Annotated in this window: 23 protein-coding genes and 1 tRNA gene; 13 read left to right on the top strand and 11 right to left on the bottom strand. The window is 72.2% G+C overall.

Going from position 1 to position 25,733, the window contains the following annotated elements:
* The first annotated feature begins 18 nt into the window (after window positions 1–18).
* On the top strand, window positions 19–489 hold the full coding sequence (locus tag DSM104299_RS20940; protein WP_272473600.1) for a pyridoxamine 5'-phosphate oxidase family protein: 471 nt from the start codon (window positions 19–21) through the stop codon (window positions 487–489).
* A 10-nt stretch (window positions 490–499) separates the two neighbouring features.
* Here the strand turns inward: DSM104299_RS20940 and DSM104299_RS20935 are convergent, their stop codons facing one another.
* The gene (locus DSM104299_RS20935) at window positions 500–1,240 is read right to left on the bottom strand and encodes a class I SAM-dependent methyltransferase (RefSeq protein WP_272473599.1); all 741 of its coding nucleotides are present in this window, start codon (window positions 1,238–1,240) and stop codon (window positions 500–502) included.
* Window positions 1,241–1,337: 97 nt separating this feature from the next.
* On the opposite strand from DSM104299_RS20935, the gene DSM104299_RS20930 reads away from it, so the two are divergent.
* From DSM104299_RS20930 to DSM104299_RS20920, 3 genes are read left to right on the top strand one after another with little or no spacing between them, the layout of a single operon-like run.
* Window positions 1,338–1,688: an ArsR/SmtB family transcription factor gene (locus tag DSM104299_RS20930; RefSeq protein WP_272473598.1), complete on the top strand. Its 351-nt coding sequence runs from the start codon at window positions 1,338–1,340 to the stop codon at window positions 1,686–1,688.
* Window positions 1,685–2,167: an SRPBCC family protein gene (locus DSM104299_RS20925; protein WP_272473597.1), complete on the top strand. Its 483-nt coding sequence runs from the start codon at window positions 1,685–1,687 to the stop codon at window positions 2,165–2,167. The genes DSM104299_RS20930 and DSM104299_RS20925 overlap by 4 nt, the downstream gene beginning before the upstream one ends.
* A 59-nt stretch (window positions 2,168–2,226) precedes the next feature.
* A complete protein-coding gene (locus DSM104299_RS20920; protein ID WP_272473596.1) occupies window positions 2,227–2,784 on the top strand; it encodes a hypothetical protein in 558 nt (185 codons plus the stop codon).
* A 7-nt stretch (window positions 2,785–2,791) separates the two neighbouring features.
* On the opposite strand, the gene DSM104299_RS20915 is transcribed toward DSM104299_RS20920, so the two are convergent.
* The gene (locus DSM104299_RS20915) at window positions 2,792–3,460 is read right to left on the bottom strand and encodes an MBL fold metallo-hydrolase (protein WP_272473595.1); all 669 of its coding nucleotides are present in this window, start codon (window positions 3,458–3,460) and stop codon (window positions 2,792–2,794) included.
* The gene (locus DSM104299_RS20910) at window positions 3,361–5,157 is read right to left on the bottom strand and encodes an MFS transporter (protein WP_272473594.1); all 1,797 of its coding nucleotides are present in this window, start codon (window positions 5,155–5,157) and stop codon (window positions 3,361–3,363) included. The genes DSM104299_RS20915 and DSM104299_RS20910 overlap by 100 nt, the downstream gene beginning before the upstream one ends.
* A 68-nt stretch (window positions 5,158–5,225) precedes the next feature.
* Here DSM104299_RS20910 and DSM104299_RS20905 point away from each other — a divergent pair, with 68 nt between their 5' ends.
* On the top strand, window positions 5,226–5,657 hold the full coding sequence (locus DSM104299_RS20905) for a MarR family winged helix-turn-helix transcriptional regulator (protein WP_272473593.1): 432 nt from the start codon (window positions 5,226–5,228) through the stop codon (window positions 5,655–5,657).
* Here the strand turns inward: DSM104299_RS20905 and DSM104299_RS20900 are convergent.
* Window positions 5,654–6,130, bottom strand: coding sequence for a Dps family protein (locus tag DSM104299_RS20900; RefSeq protein WP_272473592.1), 477 nt, complete (start codon window positions 6,128–6,130; stop codon window positions 5,654–5,656). The genes DSM104299_RS20905 and DSM104299_RS20900 overlap by 4 nt on opposite strands.
* A gap of 116 nt (window positions 6,131–6,246) precedes the next feature.
* Between DSM104299_RS20900 and DSM104299_RS20895 the strand changes: the two genes are divergently transcribed.
* On the top strand, window positions 6,247–7,068 hold the full coding sequence (locus DSM104299_RS20895; protein ID WP_272473591.1) for an alpha/beta fold hydrolase: 822 nt from the start codon (window positions 6,247–6,249) through the stop codon (window positions 7,066–7,068).
* Here the strand turns inward: DSM104299_RS20895 and DSM104299_RS20890 are convergent.
* Window positions 7,065–7,802, bottom strand: coding sequence for an MOSC domain-containing protein (locus DSM104299_RS20890; RefSeq protein ID WP_272473590.1), 738 nt, complete (start codon window positions 7,800–7,802; stop codon window positions 7,065–7,067). The genes DSM104299_RS20895 and DSM104299_RS20890 overlap by 4 nt on opposite strands.
* Before the next feature lie 138 nt (window positions 7,803–7,940).
* Here DSM104299_RS20890 and DSM104299_RS20885 point away from each other — a divergent pair, with 138 nt between their 5' ends.
* Genes DSM104299_RS20885 through DSM104299_RS20875 form a run of 3 tightly spaced genes read left to right on the top strand, consistent with a single transcriptional unit; the run spans window position 7,941 to window position 12,134 of the window.
* Complete coding sequence (locus tag DSM104299_RS20885; protein ID WP_272473589.1) at window positions 7,941–9,440, top strand: DHA2 family efflux MFS transporter permease subunit; 1,500 nt, start codon at window positions 7,941–7,943, stop codon at window positions 9,438–9,440.
* 55 nt (window positions 9,441–9,495) lie between these two features.
* Window positions 9,496–10,626: a hypothetical protein gene (locus tag DSM104299_RS20880; protein ID WP_272473588.1), complete on the top strand. Its 1,131-nt coding sequence runs from the start codon at window positions 9,496–9,498 to the stop codon at window positions 10,624–10,626.
* Window positions 10,623–12,134, top strand: coding sequence for a phytoene desaturase family protein (locus tag DSM104299_RS20875; RefSeq protein WP_272473587.1), 1,512 nt, complete (start codon window positions 10,623–10,625; stop codon window positions 12,132–12,134). The genes DSM104299_RS20880 and DSM104299_RS20875 overlap by 4 nt, the downstream gene beginning before the upstream one ends.
* 11 nt (window positions 12,135–12,145) lie before the next feature.
* Here DSM104299_RS20875 and DSM104299_RS20870 read toward each other — a convergent pair whose 3' ends face one another.
* The gene (locus DSM104299_RS20870; protein WP_272473586.1) at window positions 12,146–12,682 is read right to left on the bottom strand and encodes an HNH endonuclease; all 537 of its coding nucleotides are present in this window, start codon (window positions 12,680–12,682) and stop codon (window positions 12,146–12,148) included.
* 90 nt (window positions 12,683–12,772) lie between these two features.
* Here DSM104299_RS20870 and DSM104299_RS20865 point away from each other — a divergent pair, with 90 nt between their 5' ends.
* The 3 genes from DSM104299_RS20865 to DSM104299_RS20855 are packed head-to-tail and all read left to right on the top strand — an operon-like array spanning window position 12,773 to window position 15,518.
* Window positions 12,773–13,867, top strand: coding sequence for a hypothetical protein (locus tag DSM104299_RS20865; protein ID WP_272473585.1), 1,095 nt, complete (start codon window positions 12,773–12,775; stop codon window positions 13,865–13,867).
* 55 nt (window positions 13,868–13,922) lie between these two features.
* Window positions 13,923–14,864 (top strand): hypothetical protein, encoded by a 942-nt coding sequence (locus DSM104299_RS20860; RefSeq protein ID WP_272473584.1) that lies wholly within the window; start codon window positions 13,923–13,925, stop codon window positions 14,862–14,864.
* Window positions 14,865–14,867: 3 nt separating this feature from the next.
* On the top strand, window positions 14,868–15,518 hold the full coding sequence (locus tag DSM104299_RS20855; RefSeq protein ID WP_272473583.1) for an HAD hydrolase-like protein: 651 nt from the start codon (window positions 14,868–14,870) through the stop codon (window positions 15,516–15,518).
* Between the two features lie 87 nt (window positions 15,519–15,605).
* Here the strand turns inward: DSM104299_RS20855 and DSM104299_RS20850 are convergent, their stop codons facing one another.
* The gene (locus DSM104299_RS20850) at window positions 15,606–16,346 is read right to left on the bottom strand and encodes a DUF892 family protein (RefSeq protein ID WP_272473582.1); all 741 of its coding nucleotides are present in this window, start codon (window positions 16,344–16,346) and stop codon (window positions 15,606–15,608) included.
* An 85-nt stretch (window positions 16,347–16,431) separates the two neighbouring features.
* On the opposite strand from DSM104299_RS20850, the gene DSM104299_RS20845 reads away from it, so the two are divergent.
* Window positions 16,432–16,504: transfer RNA gene (locus tag DSM104299_RS20845), tRNA-His, on the top strand.
* A gap of 498 nt (window positions 16,505–17,002) precedes the next feature.
* Here the strand turns inward: DSM104299_RS20845 and DSM104299_RS20840 are convergent.
* The 4 genes from DSM104299_RS20840 to DSM104299_RS20825 are packed head-to-tail and all read right to left on the bottom strand — an operon-like array spanning window position 17,003 to window position 25,123.
* The gene (locus tag DSM104299_RS20840; RefSeq protein ID WP_272473581.1) at window positions 17,003–18,289 is read right to left on the bottom strand and encodes a TIGR02679 family protein; all 1,287 of its coding nucleotides are present in this window, start codon (window positions 18,287–18,289) and stop codon (window positions 17,003–17,005) included.
* Window positions 18,286–22,269 carry an SbcC/MukB-like Walker B domain-containing protein gene (locus DSM104299_RS20835; protein ID WP_272473580.1) on the bottom strand — a complete coding sequence of 1,328 codons (3,984 nt, stop codon included), beginning with the start codon at window positions 22,267–22,269 and terminating at the stop codon, window positions 18,286–18,288. The genes DSM104299_RS20840 and DSM104299_RS20835 overlap by 4 nt, the downstream gene beginning before the upstream one ends.
* Complete coding sequence (locus DSM104299_RS20830) at window positions 22,266–23,480, bottom strand: TIGR02678 family protein (RefSeq protein WP_272478107.1); 1,215 nt, start codon at window positions 23,478–23,480, stop codon at window positions 22,266–22,268. Before DSM104299_RS20830 ends, DSM104299_RS20835 begins: the two co-directional genes overlap by 4 nt.
* A 50-nt stretch (window positions 23,481–23,530) precedes the next feature.
* The gene (locus tag DSM104299_RS20825) at window positions 23,531–25,123 is read right to left on the bottom strand and encodes a TIGR02677 family protein (RefSeq protein ID WP_272473579.1); all 1,593 of its coding nucleotides are present in this window, start codon (window positions 25,121–25,123) and stop codon (window positions 23,531–23,533) included.
* Window positions 25,124–25,733 lie beyond the last annotated feature (610 nt).

The raw sequence follows: 25,733 nt of genomic DNA, 5'->3' as shown, positions 1-25,733 counted from the left end.
TTGCGATCGTCGCGGCCGATGCCCTCCTTCTCCGCCTTCGAGGCCGCCGCCCCCGAGCTCGCCGCGCGCGTGCGCGAGCAACTGGGCGCCGCGACCCACCTCACGCTCGCGACGCTGCGCCGCGACGGCGCGCCCCGCATCTCCGGCACCGAGTGCCGCTTCCACGGCGACGACCTGTTCCTCGGGTCGATGTGGCAGGCGCTCAAGGCCCGCGACCTGCTGCGCGACCCGCGTTTCGCGCTGCACTCCGGCAGCGTCGACCCGCCCGCCTGGCAGGGCGACGCCAAGGTCGCCGGCGTCGCCGAGGACATCGAGGACCCCAACCTGCTCCAGGAGCTCAACGGCGAGGCCGCGCCCGACGGCCGGTCGCACCTGTTCCGCCTGGACGTCACCGAGGCCTCGACGGTCCGGGTCGACGAGGCCGCCAAGCTGCTGATCGTGGAGGTCTGGACGCCGGAGGGCGGGGTGCGGCGGATCGAGCGGACGTGACGGCGGGCGCTCAGGCCACCGTCCCCACCGCCACCCACGCGCGTGCGGTCAAGGTGAAGGGGTCGCTCCCCACGTCCAGTCGTCGCGCCAGCTCGGCCTTGAGCGCCGCGCGGTCCGCGGGCGCGAGCGACAGCGTGTACGTCCCGGCCGGCCCGACGCCGGACTCCAGCGGCGCGAAGAGGTCGTCGATGCCGTCGTAGTCGGCGGACACGACCGCGGGCGCGACCTCGACCTCCGCGAGCCCGCCGCCGTCATGCAGGAGCGCGGCCAGCTCGGGTGGCGTCCCGAACCGCATCGCGCGCGCCTCGTCGCGGTCCACCGCGCCGGGGTTCAGCGCGGCGGCCGCCGTCCAGAACGCGCGCAGCAGCCGCATCTCGCCGCCGTAGTCCCAGACCGCGGCGGTCACGGTCCCGCCCGGCCGCGTCACGCGCGCCAGCTCGCGCGCGCCCGCCTCCGGGTGCTCCATGAAGTTGATGGACAGCTGCGCGAGCGCTCGGTCGAACATGTTGTCGTCGAACGGCAGGGCCTCGCCGTGCGCGACGCGCACGTGGACGCCCGGCAGCCGTTCCGCGCACGCGGCCGCGAACGGCGCCGAGGGGTCGACGGCCCAGACGGCGGGCGCGCCCAGCAAGGCCACCAACTCGCCCGTCAACGCGCCGGGCCCGCAGCCGACGTCCACCGCGCGCTCGCCCGGCGCAACTCCGCCCGCCGCGATCAGCGCGCGACCCAGCTCGGCGCCGTAGCGCCCCATGTACCGGTCGTAGGCCTCGGGGGAGATCTCGAACAGGCTACGAACCTACTCCGACCGCGCTTGACACGTATTCCTATATCGGAATATGATGTCCTCCATGGCACGGGCGGCAACGACGACCGACGCGTTCAACGCGATCGCCGAGCCTCGGCGGCGCGAGATCCTGGACGTGCTGGTCGGCGGCGAGCGCCCGGTTAACGACCTGGTGAGCGCGCTGGGGCTGACCCAGCCGCAGGTGTCCAAGCACCTGCGCGTCCTCCGCGAGGCGGGGGTCGTCGACGTGCGCGACCAGGGTCGCCAGCGGCTGTACCGGCTCAACGGCACCGCGCTGCGACCCGTTCACGACTGGGTGGCGGACTACGCGCGGCTGTGGGACGAGCGGTACGCCCGCCTGGACGACGTCCTCGAAGACCTCAAGCGCGACGAGCAAGGAGATGGTGGACGATGATCAGCACCCATACGGCGACGGTGACGCTCCCGACCGACGAGCAGATCCTCATCACGCGCGAGTTCGACGCGCCCGCGCACCTGCTGTGGCGCGCGGTGACCGAGCCGGACCTCGTCAAGCGCTGGTGGGGCGCCGAGCGCGGCCAGGTCGACCTCGTCGAGATCGACCTGCGCGTCGGCGGCCAGTGGCGCTACGTGATGACTGCGGCCGGCAGCGACGTGGAGGTCGGCTTCCACGGCGAGTTCTACGAGATCGTCGAGCACGAGCGCATCGTCCAGACCGAGGTCTTCGAGGGCTTCCCCGACGCCCACTCGGTCAACACCATGACCTTGGTCGAGGCCGATGGTCGCACGACGCTGACCACGCTCGTGCAGCACCAGGCCAAGGCGCACCGCGACATGCAGATCGACTCGGGCATGGAGGCGGGGATGCAGGAGTCGTTCGACGCGCTGGAGCGCGTGGCCGCCGCCCTTCGATGATCGTCCACTCCTAGCCGGAAGTCCTGACCGGTCGGCCCCGAAGCGGGTAGCTTGGCGGCATGCGCGTGCCGTCCTTGGCGGGAGTGTTCCGGTTCGTGGGGCTGGCGGTGACGCTCGCCGGCTGCGTGCTCGTGGTCGCCTCGCTCTCGGAGACGTGGGCCGAGCAGGACTCGAGCCGCGACGTCGTCGCCACCCGGACCGGCTGGGACTGGCTCGGGATCGGCGACGTGCTGCTCCTCGGGGTCTGCGCGTTGACCGCGGTCCTCGCCGTCGCGCTGTGCGTCGGCCCGCGCTCGCGCAAGGTCTCGCGGTCGGCCGGCGGCCTCGCGCTCACGCTCCTCGTGCTCGCGCTCGTGGGCGTCGGCGTGACCTACTGGCTGGTCGACATGGACTTCGCGTTCTGGATCGACAGCGACGACGCCGACAACTACAGCGCCGGGCCCGGCTACCAGGCCGCGGCGGTCGGCCTGGGCATCGCGGTGCTCGGCCTGCTGATCCTGCTCGCCGGCCGCTGGGAGGCGCGGACGCGCAAGGCGCTGCGGCGCGAGGCCGCCGCCGCGGCAGTCGGGGCCGCGGCGGACCCCGGCGAGCCCGAGCCCAGCTGGGCGGCGCGCTAGCGGCGCCCTACGGCGCCGCCGGGATCACGACCACCGGCCCGTCGGGGTCGGCGACCGCGTCGGTGTCGAACGTCGCGCCGTCCAGCCGCAGCGCCTTGCGCGCCTGGTCGGCGAACGCGTCGACCGGCTCCAGGAAGTCGATGCGCTCGGTCCGGTAGTGCATCGGGACGACGAGCTTCGCGCTGGTCGTCGCGGCGATGTCGGTCGCCTGGTCGGCGCCGATCGTCGGCCCGCCGCCGATCGGGACGAACAGCAGGTCGACGGTGCCGAGCGCCGCGGCCTGCTCGGGGCGCAGCTGGGCCTGGCCGAGGTCGCCGAGGTGCGCGACGCGCAGCCCGCCGAAGGCGAACACGAACAGCGTGTTGGGCCCGCGCTGCGTGCCGGCGGCCTCGTCGTGCTCGGACGCGATGCCGATCACCTCGCCGATCGGCGACGGATGCGTGCCCGCCGTCGAGCGCAGGAGCGCCGGGTCGCCGCTCACCGCCCCGATCCCGTTGTGGTCGAGGTGCTCGTGCGTGACGAGCAGGACGTCGGCGCCGACGTCGATCGCGGGGTAGTCCCACCGGCGGCGCGCCTTCATCGGCGCGAGCTCGGCGTCGTCGAACGGATCGATGACGACGGTGCGCTCGCCGTCACTGAGGCGGAACGCGGACTGGCCGTACCACTCGACCTGCATGATGCTCCTTGGGGTTGTTGTAGCTCTTGCTCGTCGTCGTGGACCATCCGGCCGCCGCGCAGCAGCGACGCGCCCGCGGCGACCAGGCAGGCGACGATCGCGAACGAGAACGCCGCGTGCAGCCCGTCCTGGAACGGTCCCGAGATGAGATGGGGGAAGAACGAAGAGCCGGTCAGCACGGACTGGTCGTGCGCCGACAGGGTGCTCAGCGTGTGTCCGCCGAGCAGGTGCTGCACCGGGTTGTACCCCAGGAACGCCGCGAACAGGATCGAGACGGGCGGCAGGGCGCCGACCTGGTGCGCGGTCGCCGGGTCGACCCCGTGGGCCTGCAGGCCGGCGCTGAGCGTCGTCGGCAGGGTGGAGGCCAGGCCGACGATCATCAACGTGAAGAAGATCCCGATCGACAGCACCTGCGCGGAGTTCTGGAACGTCTGGTTCATCGCGCCGCCGGCTCCGCGGTCCGCGCGCGGCAGCGCGTTCATGACCGCCGCGCGGTTGGGCGAGGCGAACAGGCCCATCGACGCGCCGATCAGGAACAGGATCGCGCCGAAGACGGGGTAGTCGAAGTCGGTCGGCAGCAGCATCAGCAGGCCGAAGCCGATCGCGGTGAGCACCATGCCGCTGGTCGCGAACGGGCGCGCGCCGAAGCGGTCGCTCAGGTAGCCCGACGTCGGCCCAGCGACCAGCAGCCCGATCGTCAGCGGCAGCATGGAGATCCCGGCCCACAGCGGCGTCTCGGTGAACGAGTAGCCGTGCTGGGGCAGCCAGATCCCCTGCAGCCAGATGATCAACATGAACATCAGCCCGCCGCGCGAGACCGACGACAGGAACGTCGACAGCGTCCCGAACGTGAACGCGCGGATCCGGAACAGCGGCAGGCGGAACATGGGGTCCTTGACCCGCCGCTCGATCACGACGAACGCGACGAGCGAGGCCAGCGAGCCGGCCAGCAGCGTCAGCACGCGCGGGCTGCCCCAGCCGATCGGGTGCCCGCCGGCCGGGCGGATCCCGTAGGTCACCGCGACCATCAGCAGGATCAGGCCGAGCGCGAACGTGAGGTTGCCGGCCCAGTCGACGCGGGCGCGCCTGGGCGTCGAAAGCTCGCGCAGCGCGGCGTAGGCCCAGATCGTCCCGGCGACGCCGACCGGCACCGAGATCAGGAACACCAGGCGCCAGTCGATCGGGGCGAGGATGCCGCCGAGCACCAGCCCGATGAACGTGCCCGAGACGCCGACGACGTTGTTGATGCCCAACGCCATCCCGCGCTGGTTGGCGGGGAACGCGTCGGCGATGATCGCCGCGGCGTTGGCCAGCAGGCAGGCGCCGCCGACGCCCTGGACGATGCGCATGACGATCAGGTACGTCGCGCCGCGGCGCCCGTCCATCCAGTCGATCGCCAGCAGCAGCGAGGCGACCGTGTAGATGACGAAGCCCAGGTTGTAGATCTTGACCCGGCCGACCATGTCGCCGAGCCGGCCGAGGCTGACGATCAACACGCTGGTCACGACCAGGTACCCCAGGATCATCCACAGCAGGTAGAACGAGTTGCTGGGAATGAGCGGGTCGAGGTGGATGCCCCGGAAGATGTCGGGCATCGCGATGATCGTGATCGAGCCGTCCAGCGTGGCCAGCAGCACGGCCAGCGTCGCGTTGGACAGCGCGACCCACTTGTAGCGGTCGGGGTGAGCGGGGCGCACGTCTTCCCGAAGTATACAGGTAACCTGTATTTCGGTTCGGACGGACGGTTCCGGCATGATGTGCGCCCATGCCGTCCGCTCCGGCCAAGTCGACGATGCTCCTCGCGCACGACCTGCGCGAGACGCTCGGGATGCTCGTGCGCCGCGTGCGCGCCGAGCCCGGCCCGCCGGCGCACGTGATGGCCGTCCTCGCGCTGCTCGACCGCCAGGGCCCGGCCGGCGTCAGCGACCTCGCGGCCGTGCAGAAGATGCGCCCGCAGTCGATGGCCCAGACGGTGCGCGAGATGGAGAGCTCCGGCCTCGTCTCCCGCCGCCCGGACCCCGACGACGGCCGCCGCGCGTTCGTCGAGCTGACGGCCGAGGGCCGCCGGATGCTGAAGGCCACGCGCGCCGCGCGCGAGGACTGGCTCGCCCAGGCGCTGGACCGCGAGCTCGACGCGGGCGAGCGCGAGGCCGTCCGCGAGGCGCTCGCGCTGCTCGCGCGCGTCGCCGAGAGCTAGGCCGGCCGGGCCGGCGCGCTCGAGGAGAACTCGGCCAGCAGCATCCAGCGGCGCTGCTCGAGCAGGCCGACGAGCCCGATCACGAGGTCGTGGCTCACGGGATCCAGCGTGTCGAGCTCGTCGAGGCACAGCGAGGCCAGCGCCGCCACCTGCGCCAGCCGGCCGGCGACCGCTGCCGTCGCTTGCTCGACCATGACCGGCCCGGCGGCCAGCGCCTCGAGCGGCGTGGCCGCGACGATCGCCTGCGCGCGGCCGTCGGGGGAGACGCCGACCGTGACGGCCCGCTCGGCCAGCGCGTCGGCGCGCTCGCGCAGCCCGTCGGCGATGTCGTCCAGGTGCAGGTGCAGGTCGCGGAACCCGGCGCCGTAGACGTTCCAGTGCGCGTGCTTGACCACCAGCCCGAGGTCGAGCGTGGCGACCAGCAGCTCCTGCAGGAGCCGGCCGACGGCGGTCTGGGACGGGGTGCGGGTCACGGCCACGGACGCTACGCCTGGCGCGTCGGCGCGCCTTCCGTCAGGCGACTGAACCCCGCGCGGCCTCAGTCGCTCGACGGAAGCGAGCGGGCGGCGCGCCGTGGGACCGTCGGGGCATGCCCTACATCACGACCGCCGACGGCACCGAGATCTACTACAAGGATTGGGGCAGCGGGCCCGTGGTCGTCCTCAGCCACGGCTGGCCGCTGAGCTCCGACAGCTGGGAGGCCCAGCAGCTGTTCCTGGCCGAGAACGGCTTCCGCGCGATCGCCCACGACCGCCGCGGCCACGGCCACTCGACCCAGTCCTGGGACGGCAACGAGATGGACACCTACGCCGACGACCTCGCCGCGGTCATCGACGGGCTCGACCTGAACGACATCGCGCTGGTCGGCTTCTCGACCGGCGGCGGCGAGATCGCGCGGTACGTCGGCCGCCACGGCACCGGGCGGGTCGCGAAGTTCGTCCTGGTCTCGGCCGTGCCGCCGTTCATGCTCAAGACCGACGACAACCCTGGTGGCGTGCCGATCGAGATCTTCGACGGCCTCCGCGCCGCGTCGCTCGCCGACCGCTCTCAGCAGTACAAGGACCTGGCCGGCGGCCCGTTCTTCGGCAAGAACCACGGCCTCGAGGTCTCCGACGGCATGGTCGACGCGTTCTGGCGCCAGGGGCTGCAGGCCGGCCACCGCAACGCCTACGAGAGCATCGCGGCGTTCAGCGCGACCGACTTCCGCCCCGACCTCGCCCAGGTCGACGTCCCGACGCTCGTCATCCACTCCGACGACGACCAGGTCGTGCCCTACGAGGTCGGCGGCAAGGCGTCGGCCGCGCTGATCGACGGCGCCCGGCTGATCACCTACGAGGGCGGCCCGCACGGCGTGACCGACACGCACAAGGACCGCCTCAACCAGGACCTCCTCGAGTTCCTGAAGTCCTAGTCCGACGCGAGCACCAGCGCGTCGCCGACCGCGACGCGCCCGGGCGACACGGTCGTCCCGTACACGCCGAGGCACGCCTCGAGTTCGCGGGCGACCGTGCGCAGGACCGCCGGATCGCGCTCGGTGCTCACCGGGTCGACGTTGATCATCACGCAGCGCTTGTCGCGCTGGTCGACCCGGAACGCCAGGCCCGACGCGCAGCGCAGCGTCGCGCCGACCCACGCGTCCTCGGGGAACGGCTCGTCGCTCGCCGCCTCCACGAGCAGGTTGGGGCGGAACCGCAGCTCCTCCAGCGCGCGGCCGAGCAGCCCGCCGAGCGACGCGATCGTCTGCGTCGTGATCAGCGACAGCGGCGCGATGTCGAACACGCCGCGGTTCTGCTTGATGACGCGTACGCCGTCGCCGAGGAGCGCGGCGAGCGCGGGGTCGCCCACGTCGTGCCGCGCGCCGTCGGGCGTGGTCACGACCGTCGCGGACGCCTCCGGCCGCTCGGGCTCGGAGAAGGCCGGGCGGTAGTGCGCCAACTCGGGCTTCTCGCGGATCGTCAGCCACGGGAAGCTGCTGCGCTCCAGCCCCGGCCGCACGAAGGCCCAGCGCCGATCGCCGGCCAGCCCGTGCCAGTCGACGTCGGCCGCGGCGAGCCGTTCCGCGGCCATCGACTTGACGGGAAAGCGCAGGAGCCCGACGATTCGCCCTACGGGAGGAAACGATTCGCGGGCTTCTGCGTGTCTCATGTCGAGAACGCGCGGACGGCTCCGACCCGTGGTCATGACGCAAACGCTATCGGCGGCCGCCGATGAGTCCGAGCGTCGCGACCCGTCCTCGCCTCAGAACCCCTTCTCTCCCCGAGAACCCATCCCAGGAGCCTGCGCATGACCACCGACACGACCGAGACCGAGACCGACCGCGAGCGCTGGATCGCCCTCGTGGTGCTGTGCGTCGGCATGTTGATGATCGTGCTCGACACGACCGTCGTGAACGTCGCGCTGCCGTCGATCCAGAACGACCTCGGCTTCACGAGCTCCGGCCTGGCCTGGGTGATCAACGCCTACCTGATCGCCTTCGGCGGCCTGCTGCTGCTCGCCGGCCGGCTCGGCGACCTGCTCAGCCGCCGCGGGATGTTCCTTTCCGGCCTCGCCGTCTTCACCGCCTGCTCGGTGCTCTGCGGCGCGTCGACGTCGCAGGAGATGCTCGTCGCCGCGCGCTTCGCCCAGGGCATCGGCGGCGCGATGACCTCCGCGGTCATCCTCGGCATGATCGTCACGATGTTCCCCAAGCCGGCCGAGCAGGCCAAGGCGATCGGGGTCTTCGCGTTCGTCGCCAGCGCCGGCGGCTCGATCGGCCTGCTGGCCGGTGGCGTCCTGACCGACACCATCAACTGGCACTGGATCTTCTTCATCAACGTCCCGATCGGCGTCGTGACCGCCGTGCTCGCGACCCGTCTGCTGCCGCACGACCGCGGCGCCGGCCTGTCCGCGGGCGCCGACGTCGCGGGCGCGGTCCTGATCACCAGCGCGCTGATGCTGCTCGTCTACACGATGGTCAAGCCGGCCGCCGACAAGGGCTGGGGCGCGACCGAGACGCTCGCGCTCGGCGCGATCGCGCTCGTCCTCGTCGCCGCCTTCGTGGCGCGCGAGGCGACCGCCAAGACGCCGCTCGTGCCGCTCGGGATCTTCCGCTCGCGCAACATCACCGGGTCCAACCTCGTGCAGGTCCTGGCGGTCGCCGGGATGTTCGGGATGTTCTTCATGGGGACGCTCTACCTCCAGCGCGTCCTGCACTACGACCCGCTGCAGATCGGCTTCGCGTTCCTGCCCGCGACGGTGACCATGGGCGCGCTGTCGATCGGCTACACCGACAAGCTGATCATGCGCTTCGGCGCGCGCAACGTCCTGATCCCGGGTCTCGTCGGCGTCTGCGCCGGCCTGGCGTGGCTGACCCAGATCTCGCCCGACGGCACGTACTGGGTCGACATCTTCCCCGCGATGGCGATCTTCGGCGTCGGCGCCGGCACGGCGTTCCCGGCGCTGATGACGCTGGCGATGTCGGGCGTCGAGCCCGAGCAGGCGGGCCTGGCCTCCGGGCTGGTCAACACGACCGCCCAGGTCGGCGGCGCACTGGGCCTCGCGGTGCTCGCGACGCTGTCGGCCACGCACAGCGACAAGCTGCGCGAGCAGGGCAAGTCGACGGCCGAGGCGCTGACCGGCGGCTACCAGCTCGCCTTCGTGGTCGGCCTCGGGCTGGCGCTCGCCGCGGTCGTCGTGGCGATCGCGGTCATCCAGCCCGCGCCGGCGATGGCCCATGGCGCGCCGGAGGCCGAGCTGGACGATGCCCCGGATTACGAAGCGCAGCGGGAGCCGGCGCTGAGCTGAGCGTCCGTGTGCCGATCGCACGGTTGAGCCGTGCGATGTGTGGAACGCTGGGGGCATGACGCCCGACGACGATCTCCTCGAGCACGTCGACGACGCCGCCGAGGTCGAGGCGCAGCAGCGGGACGTCCCACGGACGGGCCCGCTGCGCTTCGCCCGGATGACGGGGTCGTCGATCGCCGGCCGCGATGCCGCGCCGTGGGTGACCGACTTCCTCAACGCGGCCTATTACCGCCGGGCGGTGGACGCGCGCGAGGTCGACGACCTGCGCTTCGCGTTCGCGGTCCTGACGACCTACTGGTACAACAAGGACACGCACCGGCGGCTGCACGTCAACGACCTGCCGGCGTTCCACAAGGCCTTCGGCGCCGAGCGCTTCCACACCGACCGCAGCGCGCGCGGCACGCTGTCGCGCGAGCAGCTCGAGGACAGCGCGGCGCAGCTGATCGGCGACTGGTTCCCGGCCGCCTACGCCGACGACGCGCGGCGTGGGTGGGGCATCGCGTTCGCGACCGTCGCCGACCGCGAGGCCTACAACCCGGAGCGCCGCCGCGTCCTGGCCAAGTTGGGGCCCTTGACGCCTGAGAGCGCGCCGCCCGCCGAGCAGGTCTGGCACACCTACCCGGCCGTGAAGGTGGCGTCGGTCGAGGCCGTGGTCGCGGCGCTGCTGCGGACCGAGACCTGGCCGGACTACGCGAGCGAGATCGGGCGCTTCACGCCGCTGCGCGCCGGCGGCCTGGACGGGCAGACGTTCGAGATCGAGGTCGCGGCCGGCACCGACTCCGGCCGTCCGGTGTTCACGCGCGGGTACGTGACGATCACCCAGCTCGTCACGCCCGACGACCCCGACGCGCTGGCCGCGTACTTCGCGCAGCTCGAGGACGGGCTGGCGCGCTACGGCGACGACGAGCCGCGCGCGGTGCCCGAGGGCGGCGTCCCCGCGGTCGGCTTCGACCTCACCACGCACCAGGGCCACTTCATGGGCAACGGCCACAACCGGCTCATCCTGTACACCTTGGACGGCGAGGCCTACGTGCAGGCCGCCGGGACGTGGGACCCGATGCCGTGGCACATCGACCGCGCCTACCGGCTGGCGGGCTCGCAGGCCCAGCACGCGTTCTGGGGCCAGGGCGCGATCGAGCGGCTGAGCATGCTCCACCAGCTCGCGCTCGCCGTGGCCGCGCGGTGAGCACCGACGCCGTCGTGATCGGCTCCGGGCCCAACGGCCTGGCCGCCGCCATCCGCCTGGCCGAGGCCGGCCGGTCGGTCGTGGTGCTGGAGGCGGCCGACCACTACGGCGGCGCGGTCCGGACCGAGGAGCTGACGCTGCCGGGCTTCCGGCACGACACGTTCTCGTCGGTCTACCCGGCGGGCGCCGCGTCGCCGGTGTTCGGCCGGATGCCGCTGGCCGAGCACGGCCTGGAGTGGGTGCATCCGGCGTCCTGCTACGCGACGCCGCTGCCCGACGGGCCGGCGCCGGTCCTGTACCGGTCGATGGACGAGACGGTGGCGTCGCTGGACGCGGTGCACGCGGGCGACGGGGCGGCATGGGCGGGCTTCGCCACGCCGTATCTGAAGGCCTGGGACGCGCTGCGCGCGACGATGCTGTCGGGCTTCCCGCCGATCGAGGGGCCCGCGAAGCTGCTCGTGCAGGCCGGGCCGATCGGGACGCTGAAGTTCACGCGGCTGCTCGCGGAGTCGTCGGTGGGGCTGGGCCGGCGGACGTTCGAGAGCGGCGGCGCGCGCGCGTGGCTCTACGGCTCGGCGATGCACGGCGACACGCCGCCGAACAAGCCGGGGGGCGCGATCGCGGCGGCCTACCTCAACCTGCTCGGCCATGCGGTCGGATGGCCGTCGCCGCGTGGCGGGGCGGGCCGGCTGGCCGACGCGCTGGTCGGCTACCTGACGTCCTTGGGCGGCGAGGTCCGGACGGGCGCGCGCGTCGAGCGCGTGCTGGTGTCCGGCGGCCGCGCCGTAGGTGCAGGGGTCGCCGGTGGCGAGGAGCTCCGAGCACCGATCGTCGTCGCCGACGTGATGCCCAAGGCGCTGGCGGCGATGGCCGGCGACGCGCTGAGCGGCTGGTACGCGAGCATGTTGAAGCGCTACGTCTACGGGCCGGCGACGCTGAAGCTCGACTGGGCGCTGGACGGCCCGATCCCGTGGACCGACCCGGGGGCGCGCGGCGCTGGGACCGTGCACGTCGCCGGCTCCGAGGACGAGCTGCTGGCGACGGTGCAGCGCGCCGAGTACGGGCTGCCCGAGCACCCGTTCCTGCTCATGGGCCAGCAGTCGATCGCCGACCCCACCCGTGCGCCGGCCGGCAAGCACACCGCGTGGGCCTACACGCACGGGCCGGCGTCCGCGGCGGTCTGGGACGGCGAGGTCGACCGCCACGTCGAGCGCGTCGAGGCGCAGGTCGAGCGCTACGCGCCCGGGTTCCGCGACCTGATCCTGGCCCGCCACGTGCTGTCGCCCGCGGCGCTGGAGGAGCGCAACGCGAACCTCGTGGGCGGCGACGTCGGCGGCGGCAGCTACACGCTGCGCCAGGTGGTGTTCCGCCCGGTGCCGAAGGTCTCGCCCTACCGGACGCCGATCAAGGGCCTGTTCCTGGGCAGCGCGGCCGCGTTCCCGGGCGGGGCGGTGCACGGCGTGCCGGGCGACGCGGCGGCGGCCGCGGCGCTGCGACGCTGGCCGTAGGGCGTCGCCGCTCAACCGATGTGCGCGCCCTTGGCGCGGTTGCACGGGCCGCAGAGGACCTGGAGGTTCTCGATGGTGTCGGCCCCGCCCAAAGCGATCGGGATGACGTGGTCGAACTGCAGCTCGAAGGCCTCGCCGCAGTCGACGCAGGCGCCGCCGTCGCGCTCCCAGACGGCGCGGCGGACGTCGCGGGGGATGGGCTCGCGGCGGTGCTCGTCGCGGGCGTCGTGCTCGTGGGCGAGCGTCGCGTGCGCCCGGGCCAGGCGGCGGCGCGCGCGCACGTGGCGCTCGTGGACGAGCGCGAGGACGTCGTGGGCCGAGAGGCCGTCGTCCTCCCAGAAGAAGCGGTCCATGCACCACCAGTAGGTGCGGCCGTTGGGCGCCTGGAGGACGGCGACGGCCTGGCTGCGCTGATCGTCTTCGAGCGCCCGGTGCTCGGCGGCGCGCAGCCCGCGGGCCGCGACGAGGCGCCCGGCGGTGAAGACGTGGCGCCTGAACGGCCAGCGGCCGTGGCGGGCCCAGGCGGCGTTGTTGGCCTCGCGGAGCATGGCGGCGGACGACGCTACGAGGCGCCGCGGACGGCGTGCAACGGCGGTTGCCGGTCAGGCCGTTGACGCGTGGGGCTCAACGTCGGCGGGGTGGCTGCCGACCTCTGGGGCATGTTCGCGCGCGCGTGTGCCGTGGTCGTCGTGTCGCTGTGCTGGCTGGTCGCCGTGGCCGCCGGGCCGGCGTCCGCGAAGATGTACGTGTCGACGTCGACGGCGGTGGACGCCGCGGGCGCCGTGACGGGGCATGTCGAGGGCTACGCGGTCGTCGGCGTCAGCTCGGTGGCCGACACCTTCCAGCTCGACGTGCTGCGGGGCGGCGCGACGGCCGCGACCGGCACCGGCGTCGGCTACGTCCAGCTCGCGCCGTTCACGATGCAGGCCGGCGACCAGCTCGTCCTCACCGACCTCGACGCGAACGAGAGCCATTCGGCGACCTACACCGGCGCGCCGGGCTTCGACGCCGGCGTGTGCGGCGCGGCGGCGACGTTCTCGGGCGTCCGCGACGACGCCGCGGCCGTCAGCGTGACGGCCGCGCTGAGCTACGGCGCGCACGACCCGCGCAACGAGGCGCTGGCGGCGGTGAAGCTGAGCGGGCCGGGGACGACGTTCGCCGGGACGTTCGCCAAGGCGCTGTCGAGCGCGTGGACGGTCACGGCATCGCAGACCCGGCCGATCGACGCGGTGGGCACGGGGTTCTCGGTGTTCTCCGACGTGACGCGGCCGGTGGGGGACTGCCCGCCGGCCGACCCGGCGCCGGCGCCCGCCGCGGCTCCCGCTCCCGCGCCCGCGCCCGCGCCCGCGGTGGTGCCCGCGCCCGCGCCGGCCAAGGACCTCGTGGCGCCGGTCGCGGCGCTGCTCAAGCTGCGGCTCGCCACCGCGTGGCGGGCGCTGGTGGCCGGCACGTTCTCCGACGCGGTGACGATCACCGAGCCGGGGACCGTCACCCAGACGCTGTACCTCGACGACGGCGCCAAGGCCGCGAAGGCGACGGTCCTGGGCCGCGGCCGCGCGGTCGTCGGCCAGGCCGGCAAGGTCACGGTCAAGCTCAAGCTGTCCAGGCAGGGCAGGTCCCACGTCAAGGCGCGCAAGGCGGTGAAGGTCAAGCTCGTCACGACCGTCACCGACCAGGCCGGCAACGCCCGCGTGCTGGCCCCGAAGCGCTTCACGGTCAAGCGCGGCAGGTAGCGCCGGGGCGGCGCCGTGCCGAGCGCGGACGCGCCGGGTAGGGTGCCGGCTGCGCATGCCGTCCCTCCGCGCTCCGCAGCTCGCCGCGCTGGTCGTGGGCGCCACCGTCGCGGTGGCGGCCTGCGGTGGCGGGGACGCGCCCGCGACCACGACGACGGCGACGCGCCCTGCGGCGGCGAAGCCCGCGCCGGCGGTGCCGGTCCTGTGCGGTCCGCTGCGCGCCCGCGTCGCCGGGCGCGTCGACGCGCCGGAGGCCACCGAGCTCTCGGGCCTGGCGCGCAGCGCCACGCAGCCCGGCGTCCTGTGGGCGCACAACGACTCCGGCGACCGCGCGCGCGTCTTCGCGCTGCGGACCGACGGCTCGCTGATCGCTTCGCTCGACGTCCCCGGCGCCGAGGCGACCGACTGGGAGGACATCGCGATCGGGCCCGGCGGCGACCTGCTCCTGGGCGACATCGGCGACAACGACGCCGAGCGGGCGGACGTCAGCGTCTACCGCGTCCCGGAGCCGAAGCTGGCCGCGAAGCCGAGCGCCACCGCGCCCGCCACGCGCTACACGCTCACCTACCCCGACGGCGCGCAGAACGCCGAGACGCTGATCGCCGACCCGCGCACGGGCGAGATCGTGATCGTCACCAAGGCGTTCAGCGGTCGGTCCGGCGTGTACGCCGCGAGCGTGCGCGGCGCGACGACGCAGACGCTGCGCCGCGTCGGGACGATCGAGCTGGGCCTCGGCGGCCTGGCCACCGCGGGCGACGTCAGCACCGACGGGCGCATCGTCGCGGTCCGGACCTACACCGCGCTGTCGGTGTGGAAGCGGCGCCCAGGCGTCTCGCTCGCACGCACGATCGTCGACGGCGACCGCTGCACCGGCCAGGTCGCGCTCGGCCGCGAGGGCCAGGGCGAGGCGCTCGCGCTCGCCGCCGACGGCCGTTCGTTCTTCACCGCCCCCGAAGGCGCCGCTCCCGAGCTGCGCCGCTACGCCCCGAGGAAGTAGTTGATGGACTCGCTCAACGCCGACGCCGTGCTGTTCGACCTCGACGGGGTGCTCGTCGACTCCCGGACCGCGTTCGCGCGCTCGATCAACGCCGCGCTGGTCGCGCACGGGCTGCCGGAGCGGGAGGATCACGAGCTCCACGCGCACCTCGGGCCGCCGCTGCATCGGACGTTCGCGACGCTCGGCGCCGCCGACGAGGGGCAGGTCGACGCGTTGGTCATGAGCTACCGCGCGCGCTACCGGGCGACGATGACGGCCGAGAGCGCCGTCTTCGCCGGGATCCCGGAGGCGCTGGACGAGCTGGCCGGGACGATCCCGATGGTCGTCGCGACGTCCAAGTCCCAGGTCCTGGCCGAGGCGCTGCTGGAGCAGCTCGGGCTGCGGTCGTACTTCGGCGCCGTGCACGGCCCGTCGCTGCAGGCGCGCGACGAGGCGAAGTCGCTGACGATCGCGCGGGCGCTGGACGGGCTGGCGGGCGCGCGGAGGGCGGTCATGGTGGGGGACCGCAAGTTCGACGTTCTGGGCGCGCGGGCCCACGAGCTGCCGTGCATCGGCGTGCTGTGGGGGATCGGCGGCGAGCAGGAGCTGCGCGAGGCCGGCGCGGTGGCGCTGGCGCGGGAGCCGGGCGAGCTGGTGGAGCTGCTCGGGGCCTGAGGCGCGGCGCTGCGCGGCGGGGCGCTGCGCGGCGCGGCCCGCGCGGCTCCGATCGGGAGCCGCGCGGGACGGGCGCGGGCGTGGGGCCTAGGCCTTCTTGGCGCGCGCCGCGGCGGTGCTGCGGGTGCGCGTGGCGGTGGTCTTCTTGGCGGCGGGCTTGCGCTTCGGCTTCGGCTTCGCCGTCGCGGCGCGGGGCTTGGCGGCGGTCGCGGTGGTCGCCGCGGCGGCCGGCCGGGTGCGCGCCGGGGCGGCCGGCGCCGGCTTGCGGTCCTTGGCGGGGATGTCCTCGCGCACGACCTGCCTGGCGAGCTGCGGGATCAGCCGCTGGAGGAAGCCGGCCATGCGCTCCTCCTGGCGGCGGAACTCCTTGGCGAGCTTGGCGGTGTCCCGGTCGTACAGGGCGTTGGCGAGCTCTTCGATCGCGAGGTAGTTGGCGATCTCCTCGAACTCGTTGAACAGCTCGGTCTTGGCGTTCTTGAGCAGCTTCTCGGCCTCGCCGGTCCCGCGGATCGCGTGCAGCGGACCCTGCGCGAGCGCGACGCCCTTCTTCGCGACGGCGGTCGCCTTGGCCGCGGCGGTCGACGCCGCCTCCGGACCGGGGAGCGAGACCGCCTCCGCCTTGCCGCCGAGCTGCTTGATCCGGCGCTCGAGCCCCTTGGCCTGCGCCGACGTCTCCTTGAGGTGCTCGCGCAGCCGCTTCTTGTACGCGTCGCGGGAGGTCATCGAGATGTGCGCCTTCAGCGCCGTCTCGAGCTCCTTCTCCTTCCCGTAGGCCTCGTTGAGGTACTGGATCAGCTTGGCTTCGCGGGCAGTCGGCTCAGTGGCCATGACGGTACGGGCTCCTCCTCGGTGGCGATCGAGTTCCCCAGGGCCGTTCCCCCGATCCCCTTCGTCTACACTGCCCTCTGACCTGGTGGGCGTAGCTCAGTTGGTAGAGCTCCTGGTTGTGGTCCAGGCGGTCGCGGGTTCGAGTCCCGTCGCTCACCCTGGTCGAGAAGCCCCGCACGTGGCGGGGTTTCTGCGTTGCTGGGCCTCGTGAGCATCGACGCCGGGCGAACGCCGGTTCAGGCACCAGTGCCTTTATTCGGCGATATCGCCGTCTATGGGCGGCGATTCGCGGGGATTCGTGGTGTTGCCGGCGGCGCAGATGGGCACTCGGTGCGATTGCCGTTCGCTTCACCTTTCTCGGCGCCGGAGCTAGCGTCGCCGCCGCGCCGGGTCTGCCATGAGGTGGTGCCGGTGAATAGCGCCCCCCGCGCCGCTGACACGGCCGGGCAGCTCGACGCACTGGTCCTCAACCACATGCAGACCGTCGCCGAGCCGGTAGGCCCCGTTGCAGTCGCACGAGCCCTCGGCCGCTCCACCGGAGCCGTAGCCAACTGCATGGCACGTCTCACCAAGAGCCGGAAGCTCCGCCTCCTCGACGATCGACCTCGCCGATATCGGGGCTCGTTGAACGATCGTGCCGATCATTCGACTGCGGGCTATGGCCCATCAGTGAGGTGTCCCAGCGCAGTTGCAGATGGCCAGGGACGAACCGCGGACCGGCGCAGGTCGGCCAGCAGAGCCGCAAGGATCTCCGGCTGCTCCTCAAGTTGTACGTGACCCCTCGCGGCGACTGCGGCCGCAAGGGCGGCGTCGTTCGGCGCGGGCCCTTCCCAGGGCAGGCCGTCGTCGGTCAGCCCGTAGGCTGCGGCGTCCATACGCCAAGGGCGACAGGGGAGACGGGCCGCCAAGCCCGATGCGATGACCAGGCCTGCAGGGTCGAGGTCACAGCGCACCCGTAGCGTCGAGCCAGTTGCCGTCACCGCGCTGAGCAGGCGCAAGCAGGCCACCGACGGCTGGCCTTCGGTACAGACCAGCGGAGGGCAGGCCGACCCGAGTGCGGTGGCGGCCGCAGCCACCACCTCAGGGTTCTCGCAGACGAACACCTCAGGCCCGACATCTAACTGGCTGACGCCGCGCAACTCACGCAGCGTCAGCCGGCGGGGTTCGCCAACAGCAGCGGCTGCGGCCAGGCACCGCTCCACGTACCCGTCACCTGCGACGCTGAGGCCTACGGTGAGCACGGTCACCGACAGCTCGTCACAGATGACGCCCCAGGCCGACCATTGCTCCCGCCGCGCGCCAGCCGACCGCGGTGTCGGCTGGTCGCTGAGGTGGGTGAGGGCGGACAGGCACAACACGTCCATCGGCCGCCCACGATCGAGCGCATGGGTGTCCCCGCCGGGGCAGGTGCGGGCCGCGAAGGCCGCTAGGCCCTCAGCTGGCTCGGTCGGCAGCGCCGCGAGCACGTTCAGACAAGCGGCGAGCAACGCGAACGGATCGCCTCCGCGTGCTGCGCGCGTGTGCAGACCGGTTGAGCGGACACGGTCAAGCCAGCCCGTTAATTCCGGATGCACCGACAACGTGCGGTGTCTGGAGATGATCTGCCATGAGCTCGCGAGGGTGGTACGAGCAGCGGCCCGCTCGGCGGGCTTGTCGCGGAGCGGCCCGCCCATCCCCTCCAGGACCTCCTGCAACCGGATCTGCAGGCGTGAAGCGCGCAAGGCTCGGTCGAGCTGATCCAGACCTACTCGGAGACTCCCATCGTCTGAGCGGTTGAGTACCCGGCCGAGCAGGCCGCCGAGTGCGTCGAGCTCGGTCGCGGTGACGCCGGGGAGAGTCAGGCGACCGGTGATGCGGCCGTTGTCCTCGGCTCGCTCGCGGGCGGCTGGCCAGACGCGTGCGAAGCCTGGCTGCATGAGGTATGGGTCCGTCGGACTGCTCATGGGGCGGCGAAGTCCTGCTCGTCGACGATCTCGACCTTAACGCCGCCGCGCCAGACGAAGTGCTGAGCGAACACTCCCCAGGCCCCGTTCTCGCGGTGCAGTTCGTAGAAACCGACCGCAGGCACCTCCTGTACGCACGGGTCGAGGTCAAATGAGGTGGCGACGAAGTCCAGCTCAAGATCGACGAGCGCACCGAGGACGTTGCGGCGCACGCCTTCGTCGATGCCGTCCATCGCCTCGTCCAGCGCGATCAGCCGCGGTGCCTGCGGCACGAGGTCGTACATCGCGGCCGCCGAGGCGAACAATGCCATGTTCATCAACGTGGACTGCTCACCGCCGGAGCCCTCGCCGTGCTTGCGGCCGGTGAGGCGCTCACGCGTGTCGTCCAGCTCACGGACATACAGCACAAAGGTGAACCAGCGCCGATAGTCCAAGGCCTCGGCGACGCCGGCGTGGCGGTCGTCGCCGGCGCCGTCCTCCGCAGTCTCGGAGGCCTGTTGCAGCCGACGCTGGACGAAGGCAAAGACCTGCTCACGGTCAGCGTCGGGCATCGCTCCGACCGACTTGCCGGCCAGCAACTTGACTGCGGCGGCGTCGCGGTCATCCAGCGAGCCGACGACCCATTCAAGCTCGAGGGTCTTCCCACCGCCCGTCGGGCACTTCGCAAGCGCCTGATTACGTCCGGCCAGAGTCCGGCGAACCTGGCCGATCTTGCCACGCAGATGCTCGGCGAGCTCGGAAAGCACGCTCTCGCCGAGGACCCGGCTGGTCTCCTCGTTGAGCAGCTCAGTTTGCCGTGCCAGCTCGGCGTCGACCCCGAGGATGAGCGAACGCAGCGTGCGGGGCGCGCCCATCCAGGAGACCTCGCAGACGAGCAGGCCGTGCTGATGGCGGATGCTCGCCTGCATGTCATGCCGGTTGAGTTCCAAGGCCAGGTCATCGACCCGGGAGGAGACATCGTTTGCCAAACGCTCGAGCCGTTTGGTGTCTACCGCGGCGGCAAACGCTGGGGGCAGTGACCGGATGCGATCCAGGGTCTGGGTGAGCGTCCACGCTCCTGCCTCGCCCTCGTCCTCAATGAGCGAGCTGCCGGTGTCGCTGGCGGCGGTGAACATGCCGAGCGTGCCGAGAGCGCTGATCCCGTCGACCGCGCGAGCGCGCGTCTGCTCGGCTCCGTCGCGGCGAGACACCAGTTCGCTGCGCTGCGCGGTCAGACCGCGCAGCGCAGCGCGGGCTTCGGTGTGCTGCTCGCCGGCGGCCTTGGTCTCGCGGTTGGTGCGAACGACCTCCTCACGTTCGGCGACGACCTGCTCCTGGATCTCCTCGGCAGATCGGCCCAGGCTCATCTCGGTGGCCTGTAGGGCACCCTGGGCTTCGGCGAGCGAGGCTGCCGCCTGGTTGGCCCGGCCGCTGGCGCGCAAAGCCAACCCAGCGTGGTCGGCGAGCGCGTCCGTCGCGCTGCTGACTGCCTTGGCGCGCTCCTCGGCCCGGGCCGTCTCGGCCTCGCGCTTGGACAGCAGCTCACGGATGCTCTCCAAGGCCGCCTCGACCGCTCGCAGTGCGCCGCGTCGCGGCGGTAGCCCGAACTCCTCGGCGTGCTTGTCGTTGCGCTGTTGGGCGGCGTCGGCGGCGTCCTCAGCTTCCTTGCGGCGGCCGACGGCGGTCTGCACGGCGCGCTCAGCGAGATCTGCGGCCTGCGACGCGCGCGTGTAGGCCCGGTCAGCCCGGGTCAGATCCGCCAGCGGCGGCAGCGCCGCAAGTTCCGCGTCCGCGGTGTCGGCGCGGGCCTGCTGTTCAGCGTCGGCTTGGTCGACGGCGACCCGCTCAAGGGCAAGCCGTGCCCGTTCTGCGGTTAGCTCGGCCAGGCGGCGTTCACGGCGAGCCCGACGGGCAGCCGCCCCGATGAACTCGGCCTGTGGCTTGGTCGCGCGGCCATGCAGGACCCCGGCGCGCAGCCGTCCGGGTGCGACGGACAAGGGCCCGTCGAGAGCGACGGCGGCCAACAGCGCGCCGACCGTCTCGGGGTCGACCTCGTCCGCGGCGGTGTCCCCGACGAGCAGGTCGGCCAGAGACGGGCCGTCTACGGCGGCCGCGGCGACCAGGGTCAGGTCCTGCTCGGCGATGTGACCGTCCGGGTGCACCCACGCGTCTAACAGCCCAGCTTCGGCCAGTGCCGCTTCCAGGCTGGCGCGCTGGTCATCGGGCAGGCCGTCGGCGAAGTCGACCAGGCGCCAGAAAGGAGCGCCGGGGCGCCCGACGCGGTCAGCGCGACCGACCTGGCGGACATCGGGTTCTGCGTCGACGTCGGCCTGCAACCGCGCGATCTCCTGAATGGCCGCCTGGTCGGCGTCGGCGATCTCCCTACGGCGCACCTCAAGCCGGGCGCGATCACGGGCGATGTCGTTGGCGGCACGCCGCCACCAACCGTCGACCAGAGTGCGCTGCGTGTCGGGCTCGGCGACGAGCAGGTCGGCCTCGTCGGCGTCGGCGTGGAGCACCTGCAAGCTCTCAAGCCACGCCGCCGTCGCGTTGCGTAGGTCTTCCCGCGCCTGCTCCAGTTCAGCCTGCGCCTTCTCGGTGGCCCCGACCATCTCGGCGTTCCGGCTCGTCGCGGCCTCCTCGGCCTCGCGGCGCTCCTCCAGGGTGCGCCGCGCCGTTTCCAGAGTCCCGAGCAGCGTGTGCTGTCGGGCCACGTGGGCCTGACGCTGGTTGACCGCCCCGCGCAACAGCGCGAGGTCTTCGGAGGGCAACCCCGCCTCCGTGCAGGCGTTGGTGAGCTTGCCGTCGATCACCCGGAGCGCTTCCGCACTCGCTGCCGCAGATCGTTCGGCGTCCGCTAGGTCGGCGGCGGCGCGCCTGCGGGCCTGCTCGGCATGTTCGGCGTCGAGGTCGGCGTCGTCGCGCTGGCTGGTGGCATCGCCGACGTTGGCACGCAAGGTGACGATCTCGCTGGCCGCCCGGACCTCGGGGGAGCTGATCAACTTCTCGTAGCGGCTCTGCACCAGAAGGTGGGCCTGCTCGGCGTCGCGCAGTCCGTGCTCGGCATCGTCAGCGACCTCTTGGGCTTCCACCACGGCGCTCTCGTGGCGGGTCAGGGCGGTCGACGCAGTCTCAAACGCCTGCTCGGCGTCGCGGAGCAGACCTGCGCGGTGGCTGACCGCGGCGCGGGCGTACGCGCGGTAGGCCTGTTCGTCCAGGCCGGCGGCCAGGCGCTTGGCGGCCTGCAGGCCCTGGCGGCGACGACGCAGCTCCTCAAGGCGCTCGAGGTTGTCGCTCATCCGTCGCACCTGGCCTGCGTCGACCCCGGGCAGGGTGCCGTTGAGCATCTCCGAGACCGTGTCGGCCTTGAGCTCCTTGGACAGCTTGGGCTGGCGAAGCTGGCGGATGAGGCGGAGCATCTCCTCGTACATCTCGGCCGACTCGAAGCCGATCAGCCGCTCACGCAGCAGCTGTTTGTACTCGGTCTGGTTGCGTGCCCGCGAGCCACCGGCAGCTTCGACGCGTTCAGCGGCGGTGTCCAACCCGACCGGAGTGGCCCGGTCGGCGGCGTGCTCGCACAGGACAAGTTCGATGCCGATGCGCTGGTGGGTCACCCAATAGGCGCGGGCGACTTCCTTCGGATTGGCGCGGTTCGCCTTCATGCCGATGATGGCGGTCAGCCAGGCGCCCTGCAGCGGGTGATGAAATTCCAGCCAGACGTATCCGAAGCGCTGGTCGCGGCGAGCATCGGGGAACTTGTCGGTGGCGCCGATCAAGTTCCAGTGCATATCCCGAGAGTCCTTGGCGAACGGGTCGAGCTTTCGCGGGGAGATATCGCCGTCCAGCACGAACGGCAAGACGAGCTCGAGCACCTTGCTCTTCCCGGACGTGTTGCGCCCGCGCAGTGCCAGCCGGCCTTCCTCAAAGCAGAAGACTTGGTCGGCGTACTGGTAGAGGCCGATGATGCCGGCACGGGTGGGAGCGAAGCGTTCGTCGTTCATGCGTCGGCGATGTCCAACGACAGCTGCGGGACGGCGGCGGTGGCGGCCGCGTAGCGGTGAGCGGCGGGCAGCACGCGGATCTGGTCGCCGCGCACATCGACCAGGCCGACTTCCGCGAGGATGCCGAGGGCACGTGTGGTCTGCTCGGTGACGCTGACCGAGTCGTCGGGCTCCCACGCCTTCCAGAAGCCATGGTGCTCGGCCATCAGTCGGGCTGCCGCATCCAGAGCGATGTCGCGGTCGATCTGCGGGGAACCGGCGGGCAGCGACCGACGGACCGGTTCGTCGCCGAGCGCCGCGGCACACAACTCGGGGATGAGCAGCAAGGCCAGCTGCTTGATGTTCGCGTCGGTCGGGAACGGCCGGTCGGTGTGCTCGCGCCCCGAAGCGATAAGCGCGGTGCCCTCTAGACGCGCCTCGCGATCAAGGCCGGTCAGGGCCACCCCCGCCCGCTCGAACGCCTGGCGGCGCTCGGCCCACGCCTCATCCTCCTCGGAGCTGACATGCCAGCGGGTGCTGACACCATGCTGGTCACGGCGGTAGACGACGGGGTCCTCCACAAGGCGGCGGACGATGTGGTGGCGAAGTGCCGCGCGCCGACCGGCCTCGGTGGGCGGGTGGACCGGCTCGGCGACGAGCAGGTGCAAGTGCTCGGCCGCGGCAGTCGTGGATGGGTCGGCCAGCAGCAGCGGCAGGCGTGCACGGACGATGTCGTAGAAGGCCTCCTCCCCCGTGGCATCGGTGTGCATCCGGCCGGCCTGGCCGGCGCGGTGGGCCAGCACGCCGAGATCGACGAGCCAGCCGACCGCGTCGGCGAGCGCGTCGCGAGTCGGAGTGTGCGTCCAGTCCAGGTCGGGAAGATCGAGCTCGCGTGCTTCACGCTGGATCTGCTCGGCGAGCTCGCCGAGCGGCAGCTGATCAGACTGGGTGGTCTCCAGCACTGCGCAGCACAGGCACAGCAGGCCGATGGTCCGCTGGTTGAGCAGGGACCGTTCGTCCACCGGCCGCTGCTGCTCCGTCTTGGACCGGGCCGCCCGGGCCAAGGGCCGCGCGTCGACGAGGTCAAAGCGCTTGATCAAGCGCGCGCAGGAAGAGTCGACCATGCGCAGTTCGTAGCCGAGTTGCTCAGCAAAGGTGCGCTGCAGCCATTCGCGGTGGCGGCGGATGAGCGCCATGGTCTCGCGGTCGTCGACAAGATGCCCGGCCAGCAGCGCCCGCGCGGCCGTCTGGCGCTCCTCGGCGGCGATCTGCTCGGCGACGCTCAGTGGACCACCTCAATCCGGTAGTCGGGGAGGTCCAGGGTGCCGTGATCGGCGTGCAGGCGGGTGCGGGTGTTGTCAGGCGGCAGAATCAATCGCAACGTCAATCGCCCGTCAGGGCTGGTCGCCTGACGCGATCCGTCGCGCGTACGCTCGGTCGCGAACGCGCGGGAGACCCACCCGAGCAGATCGGCCAGCTCGACCGGGTCCAGCTGGTGCAGGGCGCTGATCTGCAGCGGGCCATTGGCGCTGGTGATCGCGGCGTGGAGGCGAGCCCGCAACTCGGCCTGCCGTGCGGCCTGAGCGCGCATACGCGCAGCTAGGTCGCGGTTGACCGGGATCGACGCGGGCCGGCCGGCGCCGGGGCGCCGCGCGCCCGGTACGCGCAGGTGAGCGGCGACGCGGACGGTACCCGCGCCCGCCCACGACACGTTCTGCGGTCGGCCAAGCGCTTCATGGTCGCCGAACAGGCCGGATAGGTGCCGGGGCGGGCGCATCCCGACGGCCTGCGCGAAGGCGCGTTGCGGGGCGTCTTCGTCGTGGATCTCGGACACGAGCAGCGCCAGGCTCTGCCAAGCGTGCGCGCGGTCGCGGCGATCGTGTCCGCGCTCGATCTTCCGCCGTGCGATGTCGATGACGGTGCCGACAGCGTCGAACACGCGGACCGACAGGCGACGCCAGGGCGAGTCCGCGGCCTCCGCGGCGCCGAACCATTGCTCGATTGCCGTCCAGCGGGCCAGCTGCTCGGCGACGGCGCGATTGCGCATGTCGTCCTCGGTCAGCCCACCCATCGGGGCGGGCAGCGTCCGGGTCGCGACGATTCGCTGAGCGAGGCGCTGTGGGCCGGAGTCGGCGATGGACGCCAAGTGTCCGGCGATGGCGTCATCGTAACGACGAAGGTCGCGGTGGAATCCCTGGAGGTAGGAGACGATGCCGTCCCGAGCCGCCTGGAAGTCCTCAATGGAGTGGGTGGACGACACGGTGAACTCGTTCAGGCGGCTCATGTAGGACGTGGCGCCCTGGCGAAGGTCGGCGGTCGCCTTGGCCGCCTGGTCGAGGAGGTCGTGCAGCGCCACGTCTCCGTCTGCGTTGTCGCTGGCGAGGACGACAGAGATCCGGCCGAGCGCATCGCGAATGCTCAGCAGGCGGCTGGCGTCAAGCTCGCCGATCTCGTCGCGTAGTCCGTTGAGCGCGATGAGGAATTCCTCGAAGAGCTCACCGGCCGGGGTGATGTCGTAGAGCATGCTCTTGCGGCGGAACTCCGGCGCTGAGCGCACGTCACGAATGTCCTGGTCGGATCGCAAGGCGCCGTTCTTGCTCAGCGTGTCAAGCGCCGACGCCAGGCTGTCAGCGTCGAGTGGATACCCGAACTCGGTGCGAAGCCGGTCGGCGACCTGGGAGGGGCTGAGCTGCAAGCCGATGTCACGCGTCTTGTTGAGGTAGAAGACGCGCATGATCCGTCGGTGGCGTTCAGCGTGGTCGCCGTGGGCGTACGACACCAGTGCGACCGGCGCGAGCGGATCCGACTGCTGGGACGGGGGCGCTGCATCGCTCGCAAGCCGAGGGTCGTTCACCCGTGGGACCGACTCATCCATCGAGCCCTCTCAACGTGACGACGCGAGCGTGTCACAGGCCGCGGGTCGCGCTTCCTCGCTCGTGTTGACACAGGCTCACGTTACCCCACGAGGCGGCCCGAACCTTTGGGCGGATGCTCCTGTCGCTGATCTCGAATGGCCTGCCGGTAAGCGCAGGGGATCGGTCAGCTCCAGCCTTGGGAGCAACGCTTCCCGCCGGCCGTCGTCGACCGGGACTCGCGCTGCTGTCGCGCCAGCGCGGGTGCTGCTTCCGGTTCCGATTGTTGCGCTCTCGCGGCTCAACCCGGACAAGAGCGCGACGGTGGCCAGCGTCTACCTGACCGTTGATCGCTGCCCGAGGTCCAGCCCACCGCAAGCGCGGCAGGCGGCCGCCTGCGTCCCGGGCGCTCGGCGCGTTGGTCCTCGACCCACGCAGACCGTCGCCGAGCCCGTGGGTCCGGTCGCCGTCGCACGAGCGCGCGGCCGCTCCAGCGGCGCAGTGGCGCAGTGGCGACTGCGTGGCACGCCTCACCAAAGGCCGGAAGCTCCGACTCGTCGACGATCGACCCGCCGCTATCTGTCTCGCTGACACGACCGAGACATTGGACGTCCAGCCCGATCGCCAAAGCAA

Source organism: Baekduia alba, assembly GCF_028416635.1.
Taxonomy (GTDB): Bacteria; Actinomycetota; Thermoleophilia; order Solirubrobacterales; family Solirubrobacteraceae; genus Baekduia; species Baekduia alba.
The sequence above is the reverse complement of the archived record's forward strand: the minus strand, read 5'-3'. Positions and strand labels throughout refer to the sequence as shown.

What these genes read in the sequence shown, in the direction of transcription:
- DSM104299_RS20940 (WP_272473600.1), top strand. Translation starts at nt 19, where the DNA reads ATGCCCTCCTTCTCCGCCTTCGAGGCCGCCGCCCCCGAGCTCGCCGCG.
- DSM104299_RS20935 (WP_272473599.1), bottom strand. Translation starts at nt 1,240, where the DNA reads ATGGGGCGCTACGGCGCCGAGCTGGGTCGCGCGCTGATCGCGGCGGGC.
- DSM104299_RS20930 (WP_272473598.1), top strand. Translation starts at nt 1,338, where the DNA reads ATGGCACGGGCGGCAACGACGACCGACGCGTTCAACGCGATCGCCGAG.
- DSM104299_RS20925 (WP_272473597.1), top strand. Translation starts at nt 1,685, where the DNA reads ATGATCAGCACCCATACGGCGACGGTGACGCTCCCGACCGACGAGCAG.
- DSM104299_RS20920 (WP_272473596.1), top strand. Translation starts at nt 2,227, where the DNA reads ATGCGCGTGCCGTCCTTGGCGGGAGTGTTCCGGTTCGTGGGGCTGGCG.
- DSM104299_RS20915 (WP_272473595.1), bottom strand. Translation starts at nt 3,460, where the DNA reads ATGCAGGTCGAGTGGTACGGCCAGTCCGCGTTCCGCCTCAGTGACGGC.
- DSM104299_RS20905 (WP_272473593.1), top strand. Translation starts at nt 5,226, where the DNA reads ATGCCGTCCGCTCCGGCCAAGTCGACGATGCTCCTCGCGCACGACCTG.
- DSM104299_RS20895 (WP_272473591.1), top strand. Translation starts at nt 6,247, where the DNA reads ATGCCCTACATCACGACCGCCGACGGCACCGAGATCTACTACAAGGAT.
- DSM104299_RS20890 (WP_272473590.1), bottom strand. Translation starts at nt 7,802, where the DNA reads ATGAGACACGCAGAAGCCCGCGAATCGTTTCCTCCCGTAGGGCGAATC.
- DSM104299_RS20885 (WP_272473589.1), top strand. Translation starts at nt 7,941, where the DNA reads ATGACCACCGACACGACCGAGACCGAGACCGACCGCGAGCGCTGGATC.
- DSM104299_RS20880 (WP_272473588.1), top strand. Translation starts at nt 9,496, where the DNA reads ATGACGCCCGACGACGATCTCCTCGAGCACGTCGACGACGCCGCCGAG.
- DSM104299_RS20870 (WP_272473586.1), bottom strand. Translation starts at nt 12,682, where the DNA reads ATGCTCCGCGAGGCCAACAACGCCGCCTGGGCCCGCCACGGCCGCTGG.
- DSM104299_RS20860 (WP_272473584.1), top strand. Translation starts at nt 13,923, where the DNA reads ATGCCGTCCCTCCGCGCTCCGCAGCTCGCCGCGCTGGTCGTGGGCGCC.
- DSM104299_RS20855 (WP_272473583.1), top strand. Translation starts at nt 14,868, where the DNA reads ATGGACTCGCTCAACGCCGACGCCGTGCTGTTCGACCTCGACGGGGTG.
- DSM104299_RS20850 (WP_272473582.1), bottom strand. Translation starts at nt 16,346, where the DNA reads ATGGCCACTGAGCCGACTGCCCGCGAAGCCAAGCTGATCCAGTACCTC.
- DSM104299_RS20840 (WP_272473581.1), bottom strand. Translation starts at nt 18,289, where the DNA reads ATGAGCAGTCCGACGGACCCATACCTCATGCAGCCAGGCTTCGCACGC.
- DSM104299_RS20835 (WP_272473580.1), bottom strand. Translation starts at nt 22,269, where the DNA reads ATGAACGACGAACGCTTCGCTCCCACCCGTGCCGGCATCATCGGCCTC.
- DSM104299_RS20825 (WP_272473579.1), bottom strand. Translation starts at nt 25,123, where the DNA reads ATGGATGAGTCGGTCCCACGGGTGAACGACCCTCGGCTTGCGAGCGAT.